Source organism: Moellerella wisconsensis (assembly GCF_022592395.1).
In the GTDB taxonomy this organism is placed as follows: domain Bacteria; phylum Pseudomonadota; class Gammaproteobacteria; order Enterobacterales; family Enterobacteriaceae; genus Moellerella; species Moellerella wisconsensis.
In genome coordinates, this window is the sequence record NZ_CP093242.1 from 2,471,925 (window position 1) to 2,492,176 (window position 20,252).

The window sequence follows — 20,252 nt, forward strand, 5'->3', positions numbered from 1 at the left end:
GTTTATATGCTATAGATAGAGTCATGATTATCAATAATTAAGATATGCCCCTGTCAATTTAAGCTAATAAAACTTATATTTTCTTACAATTATACTAGCGGCCTAAGTATTTACTTTTTTTCTGATTTTAGAACAGAGAAATATTTTTATCTTTTATGAGTATTAAATAACCTTCTTATTATTTTACTCACTATTACGATTAAAACATATTATGATCTGGTTATCGATACTATATAGCTACACTGTCATAGTTGTACTGGCACTTAGATATGCGAATATTTAGTCACTTTTATTGAATAATCAACCACATAATTACCTTAATATATGATTATGCGCACAGAATTATAATTTTATTCATCATCTCTTTGTTTTTTATTCTATTATTATCATTAATTAGCACTTCACTAAATTAATTATACATAATTATGTTTCATAAATAATATAAATATGTTTTATTAATAAATGAAAAAATAAAACAACCCATGGGGTTTTAAATATCAAAATAATCAGATGAAATACTATCACTAACAATTAATATTGAAAATAGCACAATGGGAATTGAAAACTATAATTATAATAATTAACAAAATAAATTCAATAGATTAAAGTTGAAACATCATCAACAATGAAAATAAATTAATTAAATACATTATATAGATTTGATTATTATAAATAATAAAAACTATATTCACCTAATGGATTAGATACTAAATAAGGACGGTTTTATGGAAAAAATTTTTAATTTTATAGACTCAAATAATCGTAAGTCAAAGAAATCAATCGCATTATCGGGTATCTGTGCCGGAAATACTGCTCTCTGTACCGTAGGTAAAAATGGAAATGACCTGCACTATCGTGGTTATGATATTCAAGATTTAGCGGGAAAATGTGAATTTGAAGAAGTCGCCTATTTATTAATTCATGAAAAACTTCCTAATAATGCTGAACTAATTTGTTATAAAAATAAACTTAAATCTCTACGGGGCTTGCCCGCTAATGTCAAAATAACACTGGAATCGTTACCCGCAGCAGCGCATCCAATGGATGTTCTTCGCACTGGTATCTCTGTAATTGGCTGTATTCTTCCAGAGAAAATCACACATCCACACTCTGAAGCTCGTGATATTGCTGATAAATTGCTCGCTTCATTGAGTTCAATATTATTGTATTGGTACCACTTTAGTCATCATGGAAAACGTATTGAAACGGAAACTGATGATGATTCAATAGGAGGCCACTTTCTACATCTTTTACTCGGAAAACCTCCATCATTAGAATGGGTTAAACACATGCATAGCTCTTATATTCTGTATGCAGAACATGAATTCAATGCATCAACCTTTTCTAGCCGAGTCATTGCTGGAACGGGAAGTGATTTTTATTCTGCAATCACAGGAGCAATCGCTGCGCTTCGTGGGCCAAAACATGGAGGAGCAAATGAAGTTTCACTCGAGATTCAACAACGATATCATTCCCCAGAAGATGCCGAGCAAGATATTTTATCACGACTACAACAACAAGAAGTTATTATTGGTTTCGGTCATCCTGTATACACGCTAGCTGATCCTCGCCATAAAATAATTAAATCAATAGCCTATAAACTATCGCAAGAAACTAATAATCATAAACTGTACCAAATAGCCGATCGCATTGAAATGCTCATGGCTCAGCAAAAAAATATATTCCCAAATCTCGATTGGTTTTCTGCTGTTTCCTATCATTTGATGGGGATCCCGACAGCGATGTTTACTCCACTGTTTGTCATTGCACGTACTGCCGGGTGGGCGGCACATATTATCGAGCAACGTCTTGACAATAAAATTATTCGCCCTACTGCACATTATATTGGTCCTGACAATCAGCCATTTATTGCTCTAAAAGATCGCTCTTAACTCCTAAAATAGGAATAACTATGCCTATGCCAAGCACGTGCAATGAAAATAAATATGATCAGGTTATTGTTGATATTGTTGATTATGTAACCCAACAACCTGTTATTTCAGAACTTGCCTATGAAACCGCCTATTACTGTTTTTTAGATACGCTTGGTTGCGGTATGGAATCGCTCGAATATCCAGCCTGTCGAAAGCTATTAGGGCCAATTATTCCGGGAACCATTGTTCCTAATGGGACTAAAATCCCTGGAACCCAATTCCAATTAGACCCAATACAAGCAGCATTTAACATTGGGGCAATGAATCGTTGGCTAGATTTCAATGACACTTGGCTGGCTGCAGAATGGGGGCATCCCTCTGATAACTTAGGAGGTATTCTTGCTGTAGCAGATTGGTTATCACGCGAAGCCATCACAAAAGGGCACGCTCCTCTTACAATAAAAAATGTGCTAACCAGTATGATCAAAGCCCATGAAATACAAGGATGTATCGCACTAGAAAATGCCTTTAATGAGGTTGGTCTCGATCACGTTATTTTAGTTAAGGTTGCTTCAACTGCCGTAATTGCAGAAATGCTGGGACTCAATCGAGAGCAAATACTTAGTGCTGTTTCTCTCGCTTGGCTCGATGGCCATCCGCTACGCACTTATCGTCAATCCCCCAATACCGGCACCCGAAAATCATGGGCGGCAGGAGATGCTACAGCTCGAGCAGTACGGTTAGTCCTTAAAGTTCAAAAAGGAGAAATGGGTTATCCCAGTGCCTTAACAGCCAAAAAATGGGGCTTTTATGATGTGCTATTTAAAGGACAGCCATTTAAATTTCAACGCCCCTATGGCTGCTATGTAATGGAAAATATCTTGTTTAAAATCTCTTTTCCCGCGGAGTTTCATGGCCATACTGCCATAGAGGCTGCACTGCAAATATATAATCAATTAAAAGAACAAGGAAAAAATAGCGATGATATTCATTCAGTAATAATAAAAACTCATGAAGCATGTTTACGAATTATAGATAAACAAGGCCCATTATATAATTCAGCCGATCGTGATCATTGTATTCAATATATGGTAGCGATTTCTCTATTATATGGCAGATTAACCGCAGCCGATTACAGCGATACCATCGCAGCTGACCCACGAATTGATATCTTACGGAAAAAAATAAGTTGTACCGAGGAACCTCTATTTACACAAGATTATCATGATCCTGATAAACGTTCGATAGCCAATGCGATGTATGTTATTTTAAACAATGGTGAACATTTAGATGAAATAATTATTGAATATCCATTAGGCCATGCTCGTCGTCGTAAAGAGGGGATTCCGCTATTATTAAAAAAATTCAGGGTGAATATGGCGCGTCAATTTCCAGAGGCTCAGCAACAACAAATATTAGCCATGTCATTAGACCGCCGATATTTAAATAGTATTCCAGTAAATGAATACCTTGATTTATTAGTTATTTAATAAATATTAAGTGCCAATCAAAGTAATAGCGATTGGCACTATTTTAAATAAACTAGTCATTAATATTATTCAATTCTAGTGACCGAGTTTCTCTGTATTAATGTCGGGCAATAAATTAATGATTGAGCATATATTTCATCACCGCGAGATATAGCCAAAGCCAATTCTGTAGCTTTTTCAGCCATCATTTGTATGGGATAACGGACTGTAGTTAATCGAGGATGAATATAGCGCGCAATTAAAACATCATCAAAACCAACCACAGACATTTGCTGTGGCAACGCTATTCCATTCTCATCAAGTACCGACATGGCGCCTGCCGCCATAAAATCGTTATAAGCCACTACAGCGGAGATATTCAAGGATTTAGTCAATAAATTGGTCATCGCTTCTTCCCCTCCTTCTCCATACGGTGAACCGTACTCAATCATATTTTTTGAATAAGGAATATTATTATCTTTTAACGCGTCAAGATAACCTTGTAGTCGTTGTTCCGCATCTTCAATTTGATGGTTTGATGATATATAAGCAATATTCTTATGACCATAATTAATAAGATGTTCTGTTGCTAAATATGCGCCTTGATAATTATTAAGTGAAATACAACGCTCAGAAATTTGTGGAATATGACGATTAATTAGCACCATACTCGGCACTTCAGTGGCATAATCTATTAATTGTGTATCAGATAATGCTTTTGAATGGATAACCAAAGCATCACAGCGGTTATTAATTAATAATTCTATCGATTGGCGTTCTTCTTCTGCATTATGATAGCCATTACAAATCAAAATATGTTTACCATAACGATGGGCTACACCATCAACAGCTTTAACTAACGTACCGAAGAACGGATCCGAGACATCATTAACCAAGACACCAATTGTATGACTATTCTGACTTACAAGCGCTCTAGCAGCGGCATTAGGACGATAGCCAAGTTTGCTCATCGCTTGTTTTACAACAATAATTGATGCTTTGCTGGCTTTAGGTGATTCATTTATTACGCGTGAAACGGTCGCTACTGAAACACCTGCTTCCCGTGCAACATCTTTTATCGTTGCCATATTATGCCTCTTTGACAAATAACTCTATTAACCAATACATGACTTATTAATCCAACTATTTAGTCATAATCAGCATATGATTATATCACTGAAAAAACGATAAAAAACAATTCACTATTCGCTATAATATACCATAATAGCTAATTGATAAGTAAAATTGACAGATATTTAATAGCAAAAATTAAACGCGCTATTTAACGCGTTTAATCGGTAATTTCGGCCAACAATTATGGTAATTAGAAATGAAATTGATAGCTTGTGGAATTATGATAGGTTTTATTGGCTTGTTGTATGCCTCGATATCTTTGATCCCATTCAGGATGATTCGGTCCATCCGGTAAAAATTGTGTTTCCATAGCTATACCGAAGTAATTCGCATATTCATGTGATTTTCCGCGCGTTCCTTGTAAATAATTTCCACTATATAACTGCATGCTTGGCATCGTTGTCGCAATATCTAAGCGAACATCATCATCGGGAGAAAATAACGAAGCAATAATTGATTGGCCATCTGTTTTCTCTGTATCCAAAATCAGCGGATGATCGTAACCTCCTACCCGCCGTTGTTCGTCATCTTGTAAAAAATTACGGCCAATACGCCGACGCTGACTAAAATCAAAATGTGTTCCAGTCGTTTTTCGCCATTCTCCGGTTGGGAGCCCCTCAGCAGTTAACGGTAAGAATTGAGGTGCATAAAGCTGTAAATCATGTTCTAAACAAGTTCGAGTCGAATTCTCACCAGCTAAATTGAAATAACTGTGATTGGTTAAACTTACAGGGCAGTGTTTATTTGTTTGGCTGGTATAGGTAATAGTGACTCGATTATCATCCGTCAGACAATACCCTACAAAGACCTGTAAATCCCCGGGAAAACCTTGATCTCCATCTGGAGATAAAAGTGAAAATAAAACCTCATTTTGATTTTTTTTCTCTATTTTCCATTGACGATAACTGAAGTTATCAATTCCACCATGCAAACAATTAGGTGCTTGATTAATTGTTAAAGTAAATTCTTCACCCTCTAAAGTGAATTTTCCATGCGCTATTCGGTTAGCAAAACGACCAACGGTTGCACCCAGATAAACTTGCTGTTGTGATAAGGCTGATAATGATGGTGCTCCCAATAAAACATCTCTTGCTCCTGATTTTAAGGGAAGTATGCAACTCAGCCAAGTTGCACCAAAATCAGTAAGCTGTATTTTCATCCCGCCACGATTAGTCAGTGTGATAATTTGAGAATTAATATCTTCCATAAGAGCACCTGTTCTTAATTAACAACAATTGACGATGAATAACAAAATAAGTCGGGTAATAAATTATAGCGTATCGATTTATTTCAGCTAAAACTATTCACTATAAACACCCGCACCTGCACTCGGCTGACAAACATAAATTTCAGCCTGCAATCCGGTTGCTGTATGATAATTAGCGTCGATAGCTTCAATCACAGAATCGACTTTATCTTGCTTCATCAAGGCCACGATACAACCGCCAAAACCACCGCCGGTCATTCTAACACCGCCTTCATCTGCCAGTACCGCTTTAACAATATCCACTAATGTATCTATTTCTTGCACGGTAATTTCAAAATCATCACGCATAGATATATGCGATTGCTGCATTAATTGGCTTAATAATGGTAAATTATTGTCGGTTAATGCCTTCGCAGCAGCTAAAGTCCGAGCATTTTCACTGATTACATGTCGAGCACGCTTCGCCACTATGCTATCTAACTGACTGGCTTTTTTTACAAACTCATCCTCTGTGATATCACGTAGCGCTTTAATTCCTAATATTCTAGCGGCTTCTTCACATTGCAAACGACGAGTATTATATTCGCTATCAACTAATCCACGCTTTTTATTAGAATTAATAATCATCACTACTAAATCTTTTGGAATAATAACAGACGAGGTTTCTAGCGATCGGCAATCAATTAATAATGCATGCCCTTGCTCTCCACAAGCTGAAATTAATTGATCCATAATACCGCAATTACAACCAACAAACTGATTTTCTGCTTGTTGTCCATTAAGAGCAATCTCTTGTTGGCTAATATCTAATTGATAAAGTTCTTGAATAGTCTGACCAATAACAACTTCTAAAGAAGCGGAAGAACTTAGCCCCGTACCTTGAGGAATATTACCACTCACACTAATATCACAGCCGCCGAAATGATAACCACGGGCTAATAAAAACTTTATCACGCCACGGATATAATTAGCCCACATTTTATCGGCTAAAAATTCAATTTCTTGGTCCAAATTAAATTCATCGATTTCATTACCATAATCAACAGCAACAACCCGAATAATATTATCATCACGCTTCGCAGCTCCGACTAATGTTAGATAATTAATCGCGCAAGGTAGAACAAACCCATCATTATAATCTGTATGTTCGCCAATCAAATTCACACGTCCCGGCGCCTGAATAAACACCTGCGGTGAATAATTAAATGATTGAATAAACGATTGGATCACGTTCTGTTTTAATGTACTCATTAAAGTATCCTCTGATTAACGGTATAGCTCCCCCCAGCAAGCAAGATACTGACGAATAAGCTATGAATTTATCTAGATTCGGGGTTAACTCATCAATTTAATTTTGTTGTTTATAGTGGATATCGCTGACTGAACGCAATCTCTCTGCCGCTTGTTCCGGTGTTAAATCACGTTGCACTTCTGCTAACATTTCATAACCCACCATAAATTTTCGTACCGATGCGGAACGTAATAAAGGTGGATAGAAAATAGCGTGTAATTGCCAATGTTCAGTATCGCGACCATCGGTAAAATAAGGTGCAAAATGCCATCCCATTGAATATGGAAATGCACATTTAAACAAATTATCATAACGGCAGGTTAATTTTTTCAGCGCTAACGCCAAATCTTCTTCCATCGCCGCGGTTAATTTTTCCATTCTCTTAATCGGCAATTTAGGCAATAACATGGTTTCAAACGGCCATGCCGCCCAATAAGGAACCACCGCAACCCAAAACTCGGTTTCAACCACTACACGTTGGCCATCTTTTAATTCGTCAGCCACATAATCGACTAATAAATTCGTCCCATGCTGCTGATAATATTCCTGTAGATAATTATCTTTTCTGGCTAATTCATTAGGAAGAAAATTACTGGCCCAAATTTGTCCATGGGGATGAGGTTGAGAACACCCCATCATTTCACCTTTATTCTCAAATACTTGAATCCACAAATAATCATTACTAAGTTCTTCAATTTGTTGCTTCCATACAGTAATGACATTCTGAATTTCACTTACCGGCAATTCAGCTAAGGTTTTACTATGATCGGGAGAAAAACAGATCACTCGACTCAATCCACTCACAGCTTGCGTTTGAAATAAAGGCGATTGATGTTCTGGCTGCTGGCTTTGTTGCGGTAATAAAGCAGAAAAATCATTTTGAAAAACATGTGTATGAGGATAATTAGGGTTTTTTTCACCTGATATCCTCTCATTTCCAGGGCATAAATAACAGGTAGGATCATACGAAGGTAAAGTAATCGCACTCGGTTTTTCATCCATTCCACTCCATGGACGTTTAGAACGGTGTGGAGAAACTAATATCCATTGCCCTGTTAGCGGATTATAACGACGATGTGGACAATCTGACGGATTAAACTTTATTTTCTCCATAACAACCTCTTTTAATCTATTAATTTTGCAATAAAAATTAAGATAGATGCCCTACTGACTCATAGAATAACGATGCTTATTCATATCGTTATGCCTAAAATCATGGCAAATGATTATTTTATTCTCTGATACTGGAAGCAGTATATCCTGCAATTTATGGATATTCTGTGATCTCTCTCGCGTTAGTGTAAACGTTTACACGGAAGGCGAGAGTAAATTAATTTTCTATTTATTCATAGAGTTATGATTAAATGGAAAAATATATTAATAAAAGAAATATCGTTGATGTATCTTTTAATACAACACACCAACGATTTGAATATGAGGGGGGGTTGATCACAGGACTTATTTAATAAATATATCAATGCTTATAATTTTCATCGTAAGGATCTAAATGCGTCATAACATTTAAAATTTGTGGGTGCTCTAATAAACGATCTCTCACATTCACTGCAATATCGTGACCACACTGAATGCTGAGAGCACCATCAACTTCTAAATGTATATCAACCAAATAATAATCACCTGATTTTCTGGTTTTTAAATCATGAAATCCTTTAATTTCAGGTGTTTCTTCAAGGATCTGGCGAATTTCAACTAATGTCTCTTCATCAGCGCCTTTATCCATCAAATCTTGCATCGATTGATAAGTAAAAGTGTATCCCATACGGCCAACAAATGTTCCCACGATCAATGCCGCGATTGGATCGAATATTCTAAAACCACATAAACTACCAATAATACCTATGGCAACTACTAATGAAGATGCAGCATCAGAACGTGCATGCCATGCATTGGCCACCAACATGCTCGAATTGACTTTTTTAGCCACATTTAGCATATAACGAAATAATGTTTCCTTTGCAATTAAAGCACTTAATGCAGCAACCAGAGCAATACTATGAACTTCGGGGATCAGTTCAGGAGCTATGATTTTTTGTACCGCAGACCAAATCATACCGATACCCACAATCGATAAAATAATCCCCAGAATCAATGAAGCTCCATTCTCATAGCGAAAATGCCCATAAGGATGATCTTCATCGGGTTTCTTATGACTTTTCTTATTTGCAATTAATACAACAAAATCAGCAACTAGATCAGACAGTGTATGAATACCATCAGCAATTAGCCCCTGTGAATGAGAAAGAACACCAATAATAATCTGCCATAAGGATAAAACTAAATTTACAGCAATACTAACCAAGGTACTTTTCTTGGCCGCGTGGAATTTTTCAGTTTGTAATGAAGCGTTATCCTGACCTGACTCAGTTGACATGTTATGTTTATGCATAATTTATATTCTATATAGTAAATTTAAATCATTATCATTTAAAATTGTATTTATAAATCAATAAATTAAACAATTTTATTTAGAGTCAAAGATACTGCCACAATGATAACTAAAAGTCTTCATTTATATAATTAGCTAAATTCTTATTACACAATCAAATAGCCTAATACAACTATGTTACAAGTAAAAAACTTCTCCGGCACTATGATATCTCTGAGATATCGCTGAATATTTAGCACATTATTTTAATATAACTCACTGATTTTAATATCACTGATACGAATTAAATATATTTAAAAATGAATTATTCAATAAACTCAATATAAATTTAATTATCTGATTAAGACTATATTAATTGAAATAAAAAATATGTTACATTTTATCCGATAAGTTTTGTGACTATTCACAGTATAACTAATTAAATTTGCTATAATACATCGTAATAAAAACAGCTAACGAGGCCTTTATGTATAAAACAATTTTAGTTCCTATTGATCTTCTTGAAGATGATTTGAATCCAGAAATTATCAAACATGTCGAGCAGTTGGCTAAATTAGGCTCACCTAAAATTCACTTTTTATCGGTGATCCCGAGCGTCGAGTTATTTTTTGGTATTGAAGTGGCTATTTTGCCTGAAAGTCAAAAAGACTCAGCGGAACGTTCTAAACTGGCATTTCGTGCCTTAGAAGAAATTATTAAAAATATTAATATTCCAGATGAGCATATTGTTTGTAATATTGGTATCGGTTCCGCAAAAGATGAAATTTTAAGTTATGCCGCTGATATCAACGCTGACTTAATCGTTATCGGGTCTCATCATCCAAGCACAACAACCTATTTATTGGGCTCAACAGCGTCGACTATTGTACGCCATGCTAATACCTCAGTATTAGTTATCAGATAATTGTTGCGCTACGATAAAAATATCGTGCCCATAAATTAATAATTAGGTTAATTAACCGGAACTGTTCATAAAAAAGCTCTGGCATAACATTGATTAAATCTCATCACGTTAACCAGAGCCTATATCATTTATTCATGATTATTTTTTAACTGAAGTAGATAAACTATCTTCTGCTGACCATACGCGATATTTCACATCCATATCTTTTGGTGCATAAACCACAATTGGTAACTTACTGTTATAACGAACAAAAGCTTCATCACCTAAATTAGTAGTTACAAAGCTTTCTTTTGGAGGCTGGTCACCACAACCCATCATTGTAGAAGCTGGACCTTTAACTTCTTCGAGTTGATAATAATCATACCCCCAACCCTGTAACTCTTTTTTATCTAATTCGCCCATAAACCATTGCTTATTACAGTCTACTTTCAGTGTCTTACCGATAACTAATTCAACCATATAATCATTTTCATTAGATTTTGGTTGTAATTCAATTACATGGCGTGTCATTCCAGCTTCAGCTTTAGGATAAGGCGCAATCTTTTCTAATTGGTTTTCAGCTATAGCACAAGAAGAAACTAAAACAGCAGCCATCAGTGGAAAAATCGTTTTTTTCATTATTTCATCCTATTGCTTAATAAAAGAATACATAACTCTCCTTTAGAGGCTGTAATCATAGACTAAGTTCAATCCTTTTTAACTCAACATAATCTTAATTACCTGCAATTCAGCTTACCACATGAATATATTATTCTAATAATTAAACTTACTATATAAAAAATACAAGAACAAATTTAAACTTAAGTTTCAAATAGTTATATTTCTGATTTTGTCATTTTAATTAAAACCATTAAAATATGTGTAAAAAACAGACAAAAACAAGGCGATAAAATGTTCTACTGTTATAATGAACTTGAGGCTTAATATTTTTTAGGAGGTACGAATATGTATTCTACAAATGATAATTTAGTTTCAGAACTTAAAGCAGCGCACCCTCGATTTCAGTCTTTATGCGAAAAACATGATCAACTAGATAAACAAATTATGGTTCTTGAAGGCCCGTCAGGGGCTGGCTATAACCTACAAGTAGTGAAATTAAAAAAAGAAAAACTTCATCTAAAAGATAAAATGCAAAAAATAATACAGCAGTCACAATATTTAAAGTAACCTAACTTACCATACTTTAAGCTTATCTAATCTTTATATGAATGGCATAATTTGTTGAATCATTATGCCATTCATAGCAAAACGCCACGATCTCACTGAATACCTTTACATTATCTAGCTTTATTCTTACGTTAATAAAAGGTATATTAAATACATCATTGACTAATGTAGGGATATTTAATGAGAGGAAAACGGGTTCAGCGAGAAATAAAAACAATCAATAAAATGATTAAGCTGTATGAAAACTCACATCCTGCATCTATAGAACAACCTAATTTATATCAGGATCTCTACACATACGCAGTTAAACGATTAGATAAATGCCGCTATGGCGAAAATAAACCAGCCTGTAAACAATGCCCTGTTCATTGCTATCAACCCAAAATGCGCGAACAAATGAAACGTATTATGCATTGGTCCGGACCAAAAATGATTATTTTTCATCCAATATTAGCCATCAAGCACTTAATTGATGATAAAAAGCCCGTACCCGAATTACCAGTAAGAAGAAAAAACAATTAATACATAAAATAAATTACAGTCTCAATTTATTTTAACTTAGCTATATAATGATGATTATTTATCATTAACTACATTCTCTTTCTTTTCTACCTTTACCAATTTTCCTTCTCCATTATCTTTAATAACAGATAATTTCTTTTTCATTTTGTCATCGAGAACTTCCGATTGACCTAAAAATTTGCCACCTTTACTAATAGAGATATTTTCACAACAGCAAGTACCTGATAGCTCACCTTCATCTTGAATTTCAAGATTGATACAACTGCATTTACCTTGAACTTTACCATTGATAGTTACATTTTCGGCTTCTATTTCACCTTCCATTCCGCCTCCTTTCATAACTTGAGCAATACCTCCAGTAACATAAAGATTTCCTTTAAAGCAGCCCCAAATTTTTATATCACCTTTAACCCGTAGTGTTCCTTCAAAATGGCTATCTTTGGCAATTACAGTAATTAACTTGACACTGTCAGTAATTTTTTTAGGCTCTATTATCATATCTTCAATAGGCTTTACTGCTACTTGATTTTTTCTACCTAACATTAAATTTATAACCTTCTGTCTTAAAAGAGGAATAAATACTCCTCCAACGAATAAAATGATAAAAAAGATACACATCATCGAAAATGGGATAAAGAAAGCGAGAATAAAAAACCATCCTCCCCATAAAAACCATAAGCATAAATTTTTATGTTTATTAATAATAATTACCTAATTACATTTATTGTTTAGCTTAATTTAAAATAATAGCAGCGGCTTAAAATACTTGATAAGGCAATAAACAGTATAATTTGTCGGTTTCTCTGCTACTCATATCAAAAAAACATCTAATATCCCTATATTTAGGCTGGTCTTTACAAAATGACACATTAGAATCAATTAACTATATAGACATAGGTCAAATGTAATAAATTTACGTAAAAATAAATCAATTATTAACACCTAAAATAAACAACACATTAGAATAACTGATAATTAACATCAACCATATAAATAAATAACCTTAAATAACAACAACTAAATAATAAACCTTCCACTCAACTGGTAATTGAAAATTATAAATAAAATAGTTCAATTATTATCTTTTTTTAGACTGCAGTATTTAAATAGTATTTTTGTTTCAAAATTACATTTAAATAAAGAGTTTAATTAAATAAATCAATCGATAGGATTTATTTTTAAATATTAAAATATAATAAATAACGCAATAGTTAATTTTATATTAACTATTGTAGTTATTACGATCTAATTGCTCGTTAATTAAATCCTATTAGTAGCTTAATTACGATTAGTTAATTAATTCGATGGTGTATTTAGTTTGTATATAGATAAAAATTTTTTTATTTTATATTTTCAGTTGTATAGAAATAGAACAAAAAAAATCTGATAGCTAATAAAATACAAATATAAGCTAATATTGATAGCAAATAACAGAAAACAACTCGAAAAAAACGATCTAATCAATTAAATAACTCGCTTTTTATACATCTGGAAACATTTACTAATACTTTGAATTATTTTATGACATAAAAAAAAACACTCTATATAATTTTCTCACATTGCCGATATCAATAATTAAAGCATGGTCTAGCCAATGCGTTCCATAGTGTTTACTGAAAACATTATGCTTTTTTAGCAAAAAACTATATGAGAGATGTTTATGAAAATAAATGATGATAATAATGATAACTATATTAGTAAATTGCATTTCTATGAAACTAAAAATCACGCCATTATCAATAAAAACTCCAAAGGACTACTGATAGTTACTAAAGGTTCAATAATTTGGCAGGCACCTGCATCAACAAATCAACTTAATGAAAATGATATTATTTATTTAAAACAAGGAACTTATGCCCTACAAAGCAAAGAAAAAGAAAGTGAATTACTTTGGATCCCGTTAAATGATAATTTCTTACGTGATTACTTGAATAAATATGGCGATATATTGAGCGAAATAAAACGCTGCGATGAAAGTCTAAGTGACGTAATAAAATTCACCAATACACCATTGTTATTAGAAACATGTCATAGTTTACTTTCTTTTTTAACTCATGATTGCCCTGAAACACTAATCAACTTACGATTATCTGAACTAATGTTATTACTGTCTTATAGTGATAAAGGTTCTGAATTAATGTCTAATTTACGTCAGTTAAGTAATAGACAAGCTGAGCGGTTACAAATATTTATGGAAAATAATTATTTAAAAGAATGGAAGCTCAATGAATTCTCTAAAGAGTTTGGAATGGGTTTAACCACATTTAAAGAATTATTTAACTCAGTTTATGCAACATCACCAAGAGCTTGGATTAGTGAAAAAAGAATTATGTATGCTCACCAATTACTGATCAATACAGATATGAGTATCGTTGAAATATCGATGGAAGCTGGATTTTCAAGTCAATCTTATTTTACTCAAAGTTATCGTAAACGATTTGGGTATACCCCTAGTCGCTCTAGGAACACTAGCGACTAAAATTGATAAAATATTACCAGAAAAATAATATTTAAAATGCCCTGTCAGTTATAAAATAGCATAAGACAGATTGCTATCACTGACAGAAAGGCATGATATATGAATAATATTATAAAATTATTAAATGAATACACGTCAAGTTCCGACAATAAAAATAGTAAGAACTATTGCATTTCATTATCTAATATAGAAAAAAAAACACATACACAGCAATTACATTTATTAAAACGAATATTTGGCCGCCATAAATATGATTTGTTTATTTATTCCGACTTTTACCTAAATAGAATAAAATATCCTTTCACAAAATCAGAGTTGCATCAAATAATATCTCACACTTCAGATTTTAAACGGCTACTGATCAACGATATTGATTTATCTGATAAAAATTTATTTATAAATTATTGTTTAATTCCTATAATAACTTGGTTAATTAACAATAAATACCCAGAATTACCCGATTTAATTAATAAATATATTATAGTTAGCACAGAAGAAAAACAATATTATATATTAAGTCAATTAGAAGAATATCAAATGATTAATAAAGATATATCTATTATTTCATTAAAAAAAGAACGAATTCATCAAGAATTAGAATCTATATTCTCACGTTTTGAACAAGATGGTTCTGAATTTTTATGCTTGATAAATCGACAATATGATTTTGTTAATTTAAATCTATTACATAATATACCAATCGAACTAGAGGAGGCCTGGCAATATCTATCTCAACCCTATAGATCTAGTAATGACTTTTCAATGTTAGAAAATTGGCTATCATCCCATCAAATAAAGACTTATTGTAATCACTACATTTGGTCTAACTAATATGTAAAAATAATTGAAAGTGTCAGGGGATATATACCTGACCTTAGCGTTACTTTTATTCTATTAATTAAAAATATAATTTATCGATAACAACAAAAAAGCCAGTCATATTAACCGGCTTTATAATTACCAAAGTAATTTCTTTCTATTCTACTTTTAATACTTTTAAATCAATTATCGACATTGAGTTCGGCGCTATCTGCCCAGGTATACCATCAACACCATATCCACCTTCGGGTTTGATATACACTTTGACCACACCGCCAACACCGGCTTTTTGTATAAAGCTATTTAGCGGTATAGGCAATTTTTTATATGGTAATACGACGGGATTATCTTCTTTATATAATACAGTCACAGTCCCATCAGTCAACTGTTCACGCATAATAAAACTAATCTGTTTATTATCGATATTCTTGATCGGCGTTCCTTTCTGCAATATTTTAAAATACGTGTTTGTATCTAATTTGTTATATTTATTTTTTATCAGTCTAGCAATTATTTGCTGATTCTTCTTTTTATTTTGTTCACTAATAGTATTATCATTCGGCTTAGTTACTGTTGGTAATGAGGAATTTAAAGTAACTTTAGGGGCTGATTGAGCGCCTGACTGAACAGCAGCACCTTTCTTAAGCCATTCATTTTCTAATTTCAACGCTGCTAGCTGAGATTTCAAACGGTCAAATTCAGAGGTTTGAATTGAACCATCGACTAATGATTTTTGTTTCTGAAGTTCAAGATTTAATTTATTAATATCTTGCTTCGCAGCCGTAAGTTGTTGTTCAAATGATTCATTTGCTTTTTTCTTTTCATTAACCTGCTGCTTTAATAACTCTATCGCCGCACTTTGAGCCACAAACTGGGTATTAACTGCTTTAAGTTGATCCTTTTCCTGATTCAGTAAATTAATAGTATGTTTAGCTTTAGTCAATTGATTCACTAATTCTTCTACATCATTACTTCCAGCTTGCTTTTTCGCTGTAATATCAGCTTCAAGCTGACGATTTATCTGCATTTGCTGCTGGATACGCTGAGTCAACGTAGTATTGTTGGCAATAAATTCATCCAGTTGCTGACGCACTGCCGCTTGCTCCGCTTGTGCTTGGGTCAATTCAGTTTGTTTTTTCTGTAATGCCTGCTGCTGCTCGGCCAAATTGGCGCTCAATGTTTTCACTTGTTGATCGGCATTGGCGGTCAACGTTTTGCGTTGTTGTTCAATCTGTTGCTGCAACTTGGCAATATCGGCTTGCGCCGTCGCCAGCTGTTTTTCGGCCTGTACGGCACCTTTTTCTCGCTCGGCCAGTTGCTGACGCACTGCCACTTGCTCCGCTTGTGCTTGGGTCAATTCAGTTTGTTTTTTCTGTAATGCCTGCTGCTGCTCGGCCAAATTGGCGCTCAATGTTTTCACTTGTTGATCGGCATTGGCGGTCAACGTTTTGCGTTGCTGTTCAATCTGTTGCTGCAACTTGGCAATATCGGCTTGCGCCGTCGCCAGCTGTTTTTCGGCCTGTACGGCACCTTTTTCTCGCTCGGCCAGTTGCTGACGCACTGCCGCTTGCTCCGCTTGTGCTTGGGTCAATTCAGTTTGTTTTTTCTGTAATGCCTGCTGCTGCTCGGCCAAATTAGCGCTCAATGTTTTCACTTGTTGATCGGCATTGGCGGTCAACGTTTTGCGTTGCTGTTCAATCTGTTGCTGCAACTTGGCAATATCGGCTTGCGCCGTCGCCAGCTGTTTTTCGGCCTGTACGGCACCTTTTTCTCGCTCGGCCAGTTGCTGACGCACTGCCGCTTGCTCCGCTTGTGCTTGGGTCAATTCAGTTTGTTTTTTCTGTAATGCCTGCTGCTGCTCGGCCAAATTGGCGCTCAATGTTTTCACTTGTTGATCGGCATTGGCGGTCAACGTTTTGCGTTGCTGTTCAATCTGTTGCTGCAACTTGACAATATCGGCTTGCGCCGTCGCCAGCTGTTTTTCGGCCTGCACGGCACCTTTTTCTCGCTCGGCCAGTTGCTGACGCACTGCCGCTTGCTCCGCTTGTGCTTGAGTCAATTCAGTTTGTTTTTTCTGTAATGCCTGCTGCTGCTCGGCCAAATTAGCGCTCAATGTTTTCACTTGTTGATCGGCATTGGCGGTCAACGTTTTGCGTTGTTGTTCAATCTGTTGCTGCAACTTGGCAATATCGGCTTGCGCCGTCGCCAGCTGTTTTCCGGCCTGCACGGCACCTTTTTCTCGCTCGGCCAGTTGCTGACGCACTGCCGCTTGCTCCGCTTGTGCTTGGGTCAATTCAGTTTGTTTTTTCTGTAATGCCTGCTGCTGCTCGGCCAAATTAGCGCTCAATGTTTTCACTTGTTGATCGGCATTGGCGGTCAACGTTTTGCGTTGCTGTTCAATCTGTTGCTGCAACTTGGCAATATCGGCTTGCGCCGTCGCCAGCTGTTTTTCGGCCTGCACGGCACCTTTTTCTCGCTCGGCCAGTTGCTGACGCACTGCCGCTTGCTCCGCTTGTGCTTGGGTCAATTCAGTTTGTTTTTTCTGTAATGCCTGCTGCTGCTCGGCCAAATTGGCGCTCAATGTTTTCACTTGTTGATCGGCATTGGCGGTCAACGTTTTGCGTTGCTGTTCAATCTGTTGCTGCAACTTGGCAATATCGGCTTGCGCCGTCGCCAGTTCAGATTCTTTAATTACATTATTATTAGTCGCTAATGATAATTGTTCAGTTAGCGCATTAATTTTTTGCTCTGTTTCTGGAGTGTCTGATTTGGCAACTTTTGTTAATTGAACTTCTAGCAGATTTATTTTTTCATTAGACTCAGATAGTAATAATTTGATTTTTTCAATTTCAGCTGACTTTAATAACAGTTGTTTTTTTAATTCATCAATAGTTTGATATCTAGCTGATATTTTATTCACTAGCTCTTTATCAGTGAGTAAATTCTGGTACCAAATTAGCTGACCCACACCTTGGGCTACACCAAAATTAAATAATGTCGAAAATCTCCGCTGACCGATAATCTGCATAATATTTTCACGTTGCTTAGCCGTCATTTTTTGTGATGGCGTAGGCAATATGACTGAAGATAAAGAGGTAAATAAGTTTAGTGGATTATAAACAACATTGTATTTACCATAATCACGCAATAGATAATCGGCAGACCATTGATTTGGTGTAAATAAGACCGATGCTGAAGTTAAATAATTCACAGGAACTGTAGCGCCTGATATTTCAGATTTAGAAGGATCAATAATATTATATTCTGATTTATTCTCTATTTTTTGCTCAGTTGGACTCAATGATTTAACCGCTGTGGTATTTCCTATATTTGTCGCTACAGCTTTCTGCTCTGTATCTTTATTATACTTAACACCACTTTTAGTGACCGCAGTCTTTGTTTTTTTATTAATCAGTTTAGGCTGCTTATTTTTCTTTCCTGCTTCTTTTGGAAGTTGAGAAAATAACTCATCATAAGATCGTGTCTCAATCGGGATTTGCTTAACTTCATCATGTTTTTCAAGCTGAAGATAGGCATCAAAATCATTGATAACACTATTAAATTCTTCCGCCTGAACATTTGAGGCTAGCGATATTATTGCCAGAGAGATGCACAATCTTAAGTTAATTCTCATAATCCACTAATCTTTTCCAAAGTTGATTCAATAGAAAGTACAGAGTTGTAACGTACTTTAGCGCATAAAACTTTTGTTTTAGCTTCTATCGCCATTTTCATCAATTCGATAGTATCTGGGCTAGCAGTAGATGCTATCTGTTTATATAACCCATTAATTTCACTAACTTCTTTAAATGAACCTACTAAATGATCATAATCTTTTGGGGAGAGCACTTTCAATGAATTTAATTCTTTAATACAAGAATCTAAATTAGAGAAGGACGCTGGCTCTGTCAGCATTTTTGATGAATCATCATTACTAGCCGTTTGATCAATTATTTGCTGTACTTGAGCTCTATTTTCAGCATCAGCATTATCATACATAGGCTGTTTTTTTTGGACTGGTGGCATATCCATCGCAGAAGAAGGTGTTTTTGGTCCCCATAGCGAATTACAACCCGAAAGAGAAATGATACCGGTGGCAAGCAAAGCCGCCGTTAAGATTTTCTTTTTATTTTTAGAAAACATAATGTTACCTTATCCAACGATTGAGTCAGCTAAATATTATCGATAATATTTACTTAGTCTAAGCTAAATCAGATTTTTTTTCTATCTATCCATCAATAAAACAAGGGTATACATCAATTATTTATTCATTACAGAGCTGTTATCTATGAATCTTTCACTTAACACATATTTACTCAACATAAGAGTATGCAGTTGGTATTTTAACGTTTATAAGATACCAATAAATTTAATTATAAACAAAAATAATAATCATTAATTAAATTAATTATATCTCCTTAACTAAAAGTTACATTATTCGCTTTATACTTTATAATAAAACGATATCAATTTATGAATATCATTAATTGGCAGTAAATATAATTTTTATATTTATATTTTAATTTCTTTTGTGGTGTGATAATTTATTTATCTTCGATAGCATCGATTTACCGCTTTTATATTAATATGAATTTTAATAGGGGTAGCATATGAAAAAATCAATTATTAGTTTAATTGCAGTTTTAGGTATCTCCACAGCCTGTTATGCCAATGCAGACCAAAAAATAACACCCACTAGTACGCCAGAAAATATGACTTGCCAAGAGTTTATTGACTTAAACCCTCAGGCGATGACCCCTGTAGCTTTTTGGCTATTAAATAATGATACTGTATTTAAACAAGGTGATTATGTTGCATTGCAAGAATCAACAATTGCTGAGACACCTAAAATTTTAGAGTTCTGTAAAACACAGCCGACTAAAAAATTAGCTGAATATAAAAAATAAATAATATCGCTATTAAATAATAAAATAAGGGGGAGATATATTATCTGCCCCTTATTTATTCTATTAAGCAAT

The 20,252-nt window shown here is 34.5% G+C and carries 17 protein-coding genes; 8 read left to right on the plus strand and 9 right to left on the minus strand.

The genetic code is table 11. The features are described 5' to 3' along the window. Positions 1 to 725: 725 nt before the first annotated feature. Complete coding sequence (gene prpC / locus MNY66_RS10900; RefSeq protein WP_241500850.1) at positions 726 to 1,892, plus strand: bifunctional 2-methylcitrate synthase/citrate synthase; 1,167 nt, start codon at positions 726 to 728, stop codon at positions 1,890 to 1,892. A 20-nt stretch (positions 1,893 to 1,912) separates the two neighbouring features. After that, complete coding sequence (locus MNY66_RS10905) at positions 1,913 to 3,364, plus strand: bifunctional 2-methylcitrate dehydratase/aconitate hydratase (RefSeq protein ID WP_241500851.1); 1,452 nt, start codon at positions 1,913 to 1,915, stop codon at positions 3,362 to 3,364. A 65-nt stretch (positions 3,365 to 3,429) separates the two neighbouring features. Here MNY66_RS10905 and MNY66_RS10910 read toward each other — a convergent pair whose 3' ends face one another. The 5 genes from MNY66_RS10910 to MNY66_RS10930 all read right to left on the minus strand — a co-directional run bounded on the left by MNY66_RS10910 (position 3,430) and on the right by MNY66_RS10930 (position 9,382). Further along, on the minus strand, positions 3,430 to 4,431 hold the full coding sequence (locus MNY66_RS10910) for a substrate-binding domain-containing protein (protein ID WP_241500852.1): 1,002 nt from the start codon (positions 4,429 to 4,431) through the stop codon (positions 3,430 to 3,432). A gap of 236 nt (positions 4,432 to 4,667) precedes the next feature. Further along, positions 4,668 to 5,684 carry a galactose-1-epimerase gene (galM, locus tag MNY66_RS10915; protein ID WP_241500853.1) on the minus strand — a complete coding sequence of 339 codons (1,017 nt, stop codon included), beginning with the start codon at positions 5,682 to 5,684 and terminating at the stop codon, positions 4,668 to 4,670. A 93-nt stretch (positions 5,685 to 5,777) separates the two neighbouring features. Next, entirely contained in the window at positions 5,778 to 6,935 is a 1,158-nt protein-coding gene (gene galK / locus MNY66_RS10920) for a galactokinase (RefSeq protein ID WP_241500854.1), read from the minus strand. 97 nt (positions 6,936 to 7,032) lie between these two features. After that, the gene (locus MNY66_RS10925) at positions 7,033 to 8,088 is read right to left on the minus strand and encodes a UDP-glucose--hexose-1-phosphate uridylyltransferase (protein WP_241500855.1); all 1,056 of its coding nucleotides are present in this window, start codon (positions 8,086 to 8,088) and stop codon (positions 7,033 to 7,035) included. A gap of 361 nt (positions 8,089 to 8,449) precedes the next feature. Continuing rightward, entirely contained in the window at positions 8,450 to 9,382 is a 933-nt protein-coding gene (locus MNY66_RS10930; protein WP_047257324.1) for a cation diffusion facilitator family transporter, read from the minus strand. 466 nt (positions 9,383 to 9,848) lie between these two features. On the opposite strand from MNY66_RS10930, the gene MNY66_RS10935 reads away from it, so the two are divergent. Further along, positions 9,849 to 10,286 carry a universal stress protein gene (locus MNY66_RS10935; RefSeq protein WP_047257325.1) on the plus strand — a complete coding sequence of 146 codons (438 nt, stop codon included), beginning with the start codon at positions 9,849 to 9,851 and terminating at the stop codon, positions 10,284 to 10,286. A 138-nt stretch (positions 10,287 to 10,424) separates the two neighbouring features. Here the strand turns inward: MNY66_RS10935 and eco are convergent, their stop codons facing one another. Next, the gene (eco, locus tag MNY66_RS10940) at positions 10,425 to 10,904 is read right to left on the minus strand and encodes a serine protease inhibitor ecotin (RefSeq protein WP_047257326.1); all 480 of its coding nucleotides are present in this window, start codon (positions 10,902 to 10,904) and stop codon (positions 10,425 to 10,427) included. A gap of 327 nt (positions 10,905 to 11,231) precedes the next feature. Between eco and MNY66_RS10945 the strand changes: the two genes are divergently transcribed. Both MNY66_RS10945 and MNY66_RS10950 read left to right on the plus strand, forming a co-directional pair. Next, positions 11,232 to 11,453, plus strand: coding sequence for a DUF465 domain-containing protein (locus tag MNY66_RS10945; protein ID WP_241500856.1), 222 nt, complete (start codon positions 11,232 to 11,234; stop codon positions 11,451 to 11,453). Positions 11,454 to 11,633: 180 nt separating this feature from the next. After that, positions 11,634 to 11,975 carry a nitrous oxide-stimulated promoter family protein gene (locus MNY66_RS10950; RefSeq protein ID WP_047257328.1) on the plus strand — a complete coding sequence of 114 codons (342 nt, stop codon included), beginning with the start codon at positions 11,634 to 11,636 and terminating at the stop codon, positions 11,973 to 11,975. Positions 11,976 to 12,029: 54 nt separating this feature from the next. Here MNY66_RS10950 and MNY66_RS10955 read toward each other — a convergent pair whose 3' ends face one another. Further along, on the minus strand, positions 12,030 to 12,518 hold the full coding sequence (locus tag MNY66_RS10955) for a bactofilin family protein (protein WP_047257329.1): 489 nt from the start codon (positions 12,516 to 12,518) through the stop codon (positions 12,030 to 12,032). Between the two features lie 1,117 nt (positions 12,519 to 13,635). On the opposite strand from MNY66_RS10955, the gene MNY66_RS10960 reads away from it, so the two are divergent. Continuing rightward, positions 13,636 to 14,454 (plus strand): helix-turn-helix transcriptional regulator, encoded by an 819-nt coding sequence (locus MNY66_RS10960; RefSeq protein WP_047257430.1) that lies wholly within the window; start codon positions 13,636 to 13,638, stop codon positions 14,452 to 14,454. Between the two features lie 99 nt (positions 14,455 to 14,553). Continuing rightward, the gene (locus MNY66_RS10965; RefSeq protein ID WP_241500857.1) at positions 14,554 to 15,285 is read left to right on the plus strand and encodes a hypothetical protein; all 732 of its coding nucleotides are present in this window, start codon (positions 14,554 to 14,556) and stop codon (positions 15,283 to 15,285) included. A 145-nt stretch (positions 15,286 to 15,430) separates the two neighbouring features. Here MNY66_RS10965 and MNY66_RS10970 read toward each other — a convergent pair whose 3' ends face one another. Together MNY66_RS10970 and MNY66_RS10975 are read right to left on the minus strand one after the other, a co-directional pair. Then, positions 15,431 to 18,907, minus strand: coding sequence for a hypothetical protein (locus MNY66_RS10970; protein WP_241500858.1), 3,477 nt, complete (start codon positions 18,905 to 18,907; stop codon positions 15,431 to 15,433). Beyond that, positions 18,904 to 19,416: a hypothetical protein gene (locus MNY66_RS10975; RefSeq protein ID WP_047255269.1), complete on the minus strand. Its 513-nt coding sequence runs from the start codon at positions 19,414 to 19,416 to the stop codon at positions 18,904 to 18,906. Before MNY66_RS10975 ends, MNY66_RS10970 begins: the two co-directional genes overlap by 4 nt. Positions 19,417 to 19,883: 467 nt before the next feature. Between MNY66_RS10975 and MNY66_RS10980 the strand changes: the two genes are divergently transcribed. Continuing rightward, positions 19,884 to 20,180 (plus strand): HdeA/HdeB family chaperone, encoded by a 297-nt coding sequence (locus MNY66_RS10980; protein ID WP_047255270.1) that lies wholly within the window; start codon positions 19,884 to 19,886, stop codon positions 20,178 to 20,180. The last annotated feature ends 72 nt before the right edge of the window (positions 20,181 to 20,252 follow it).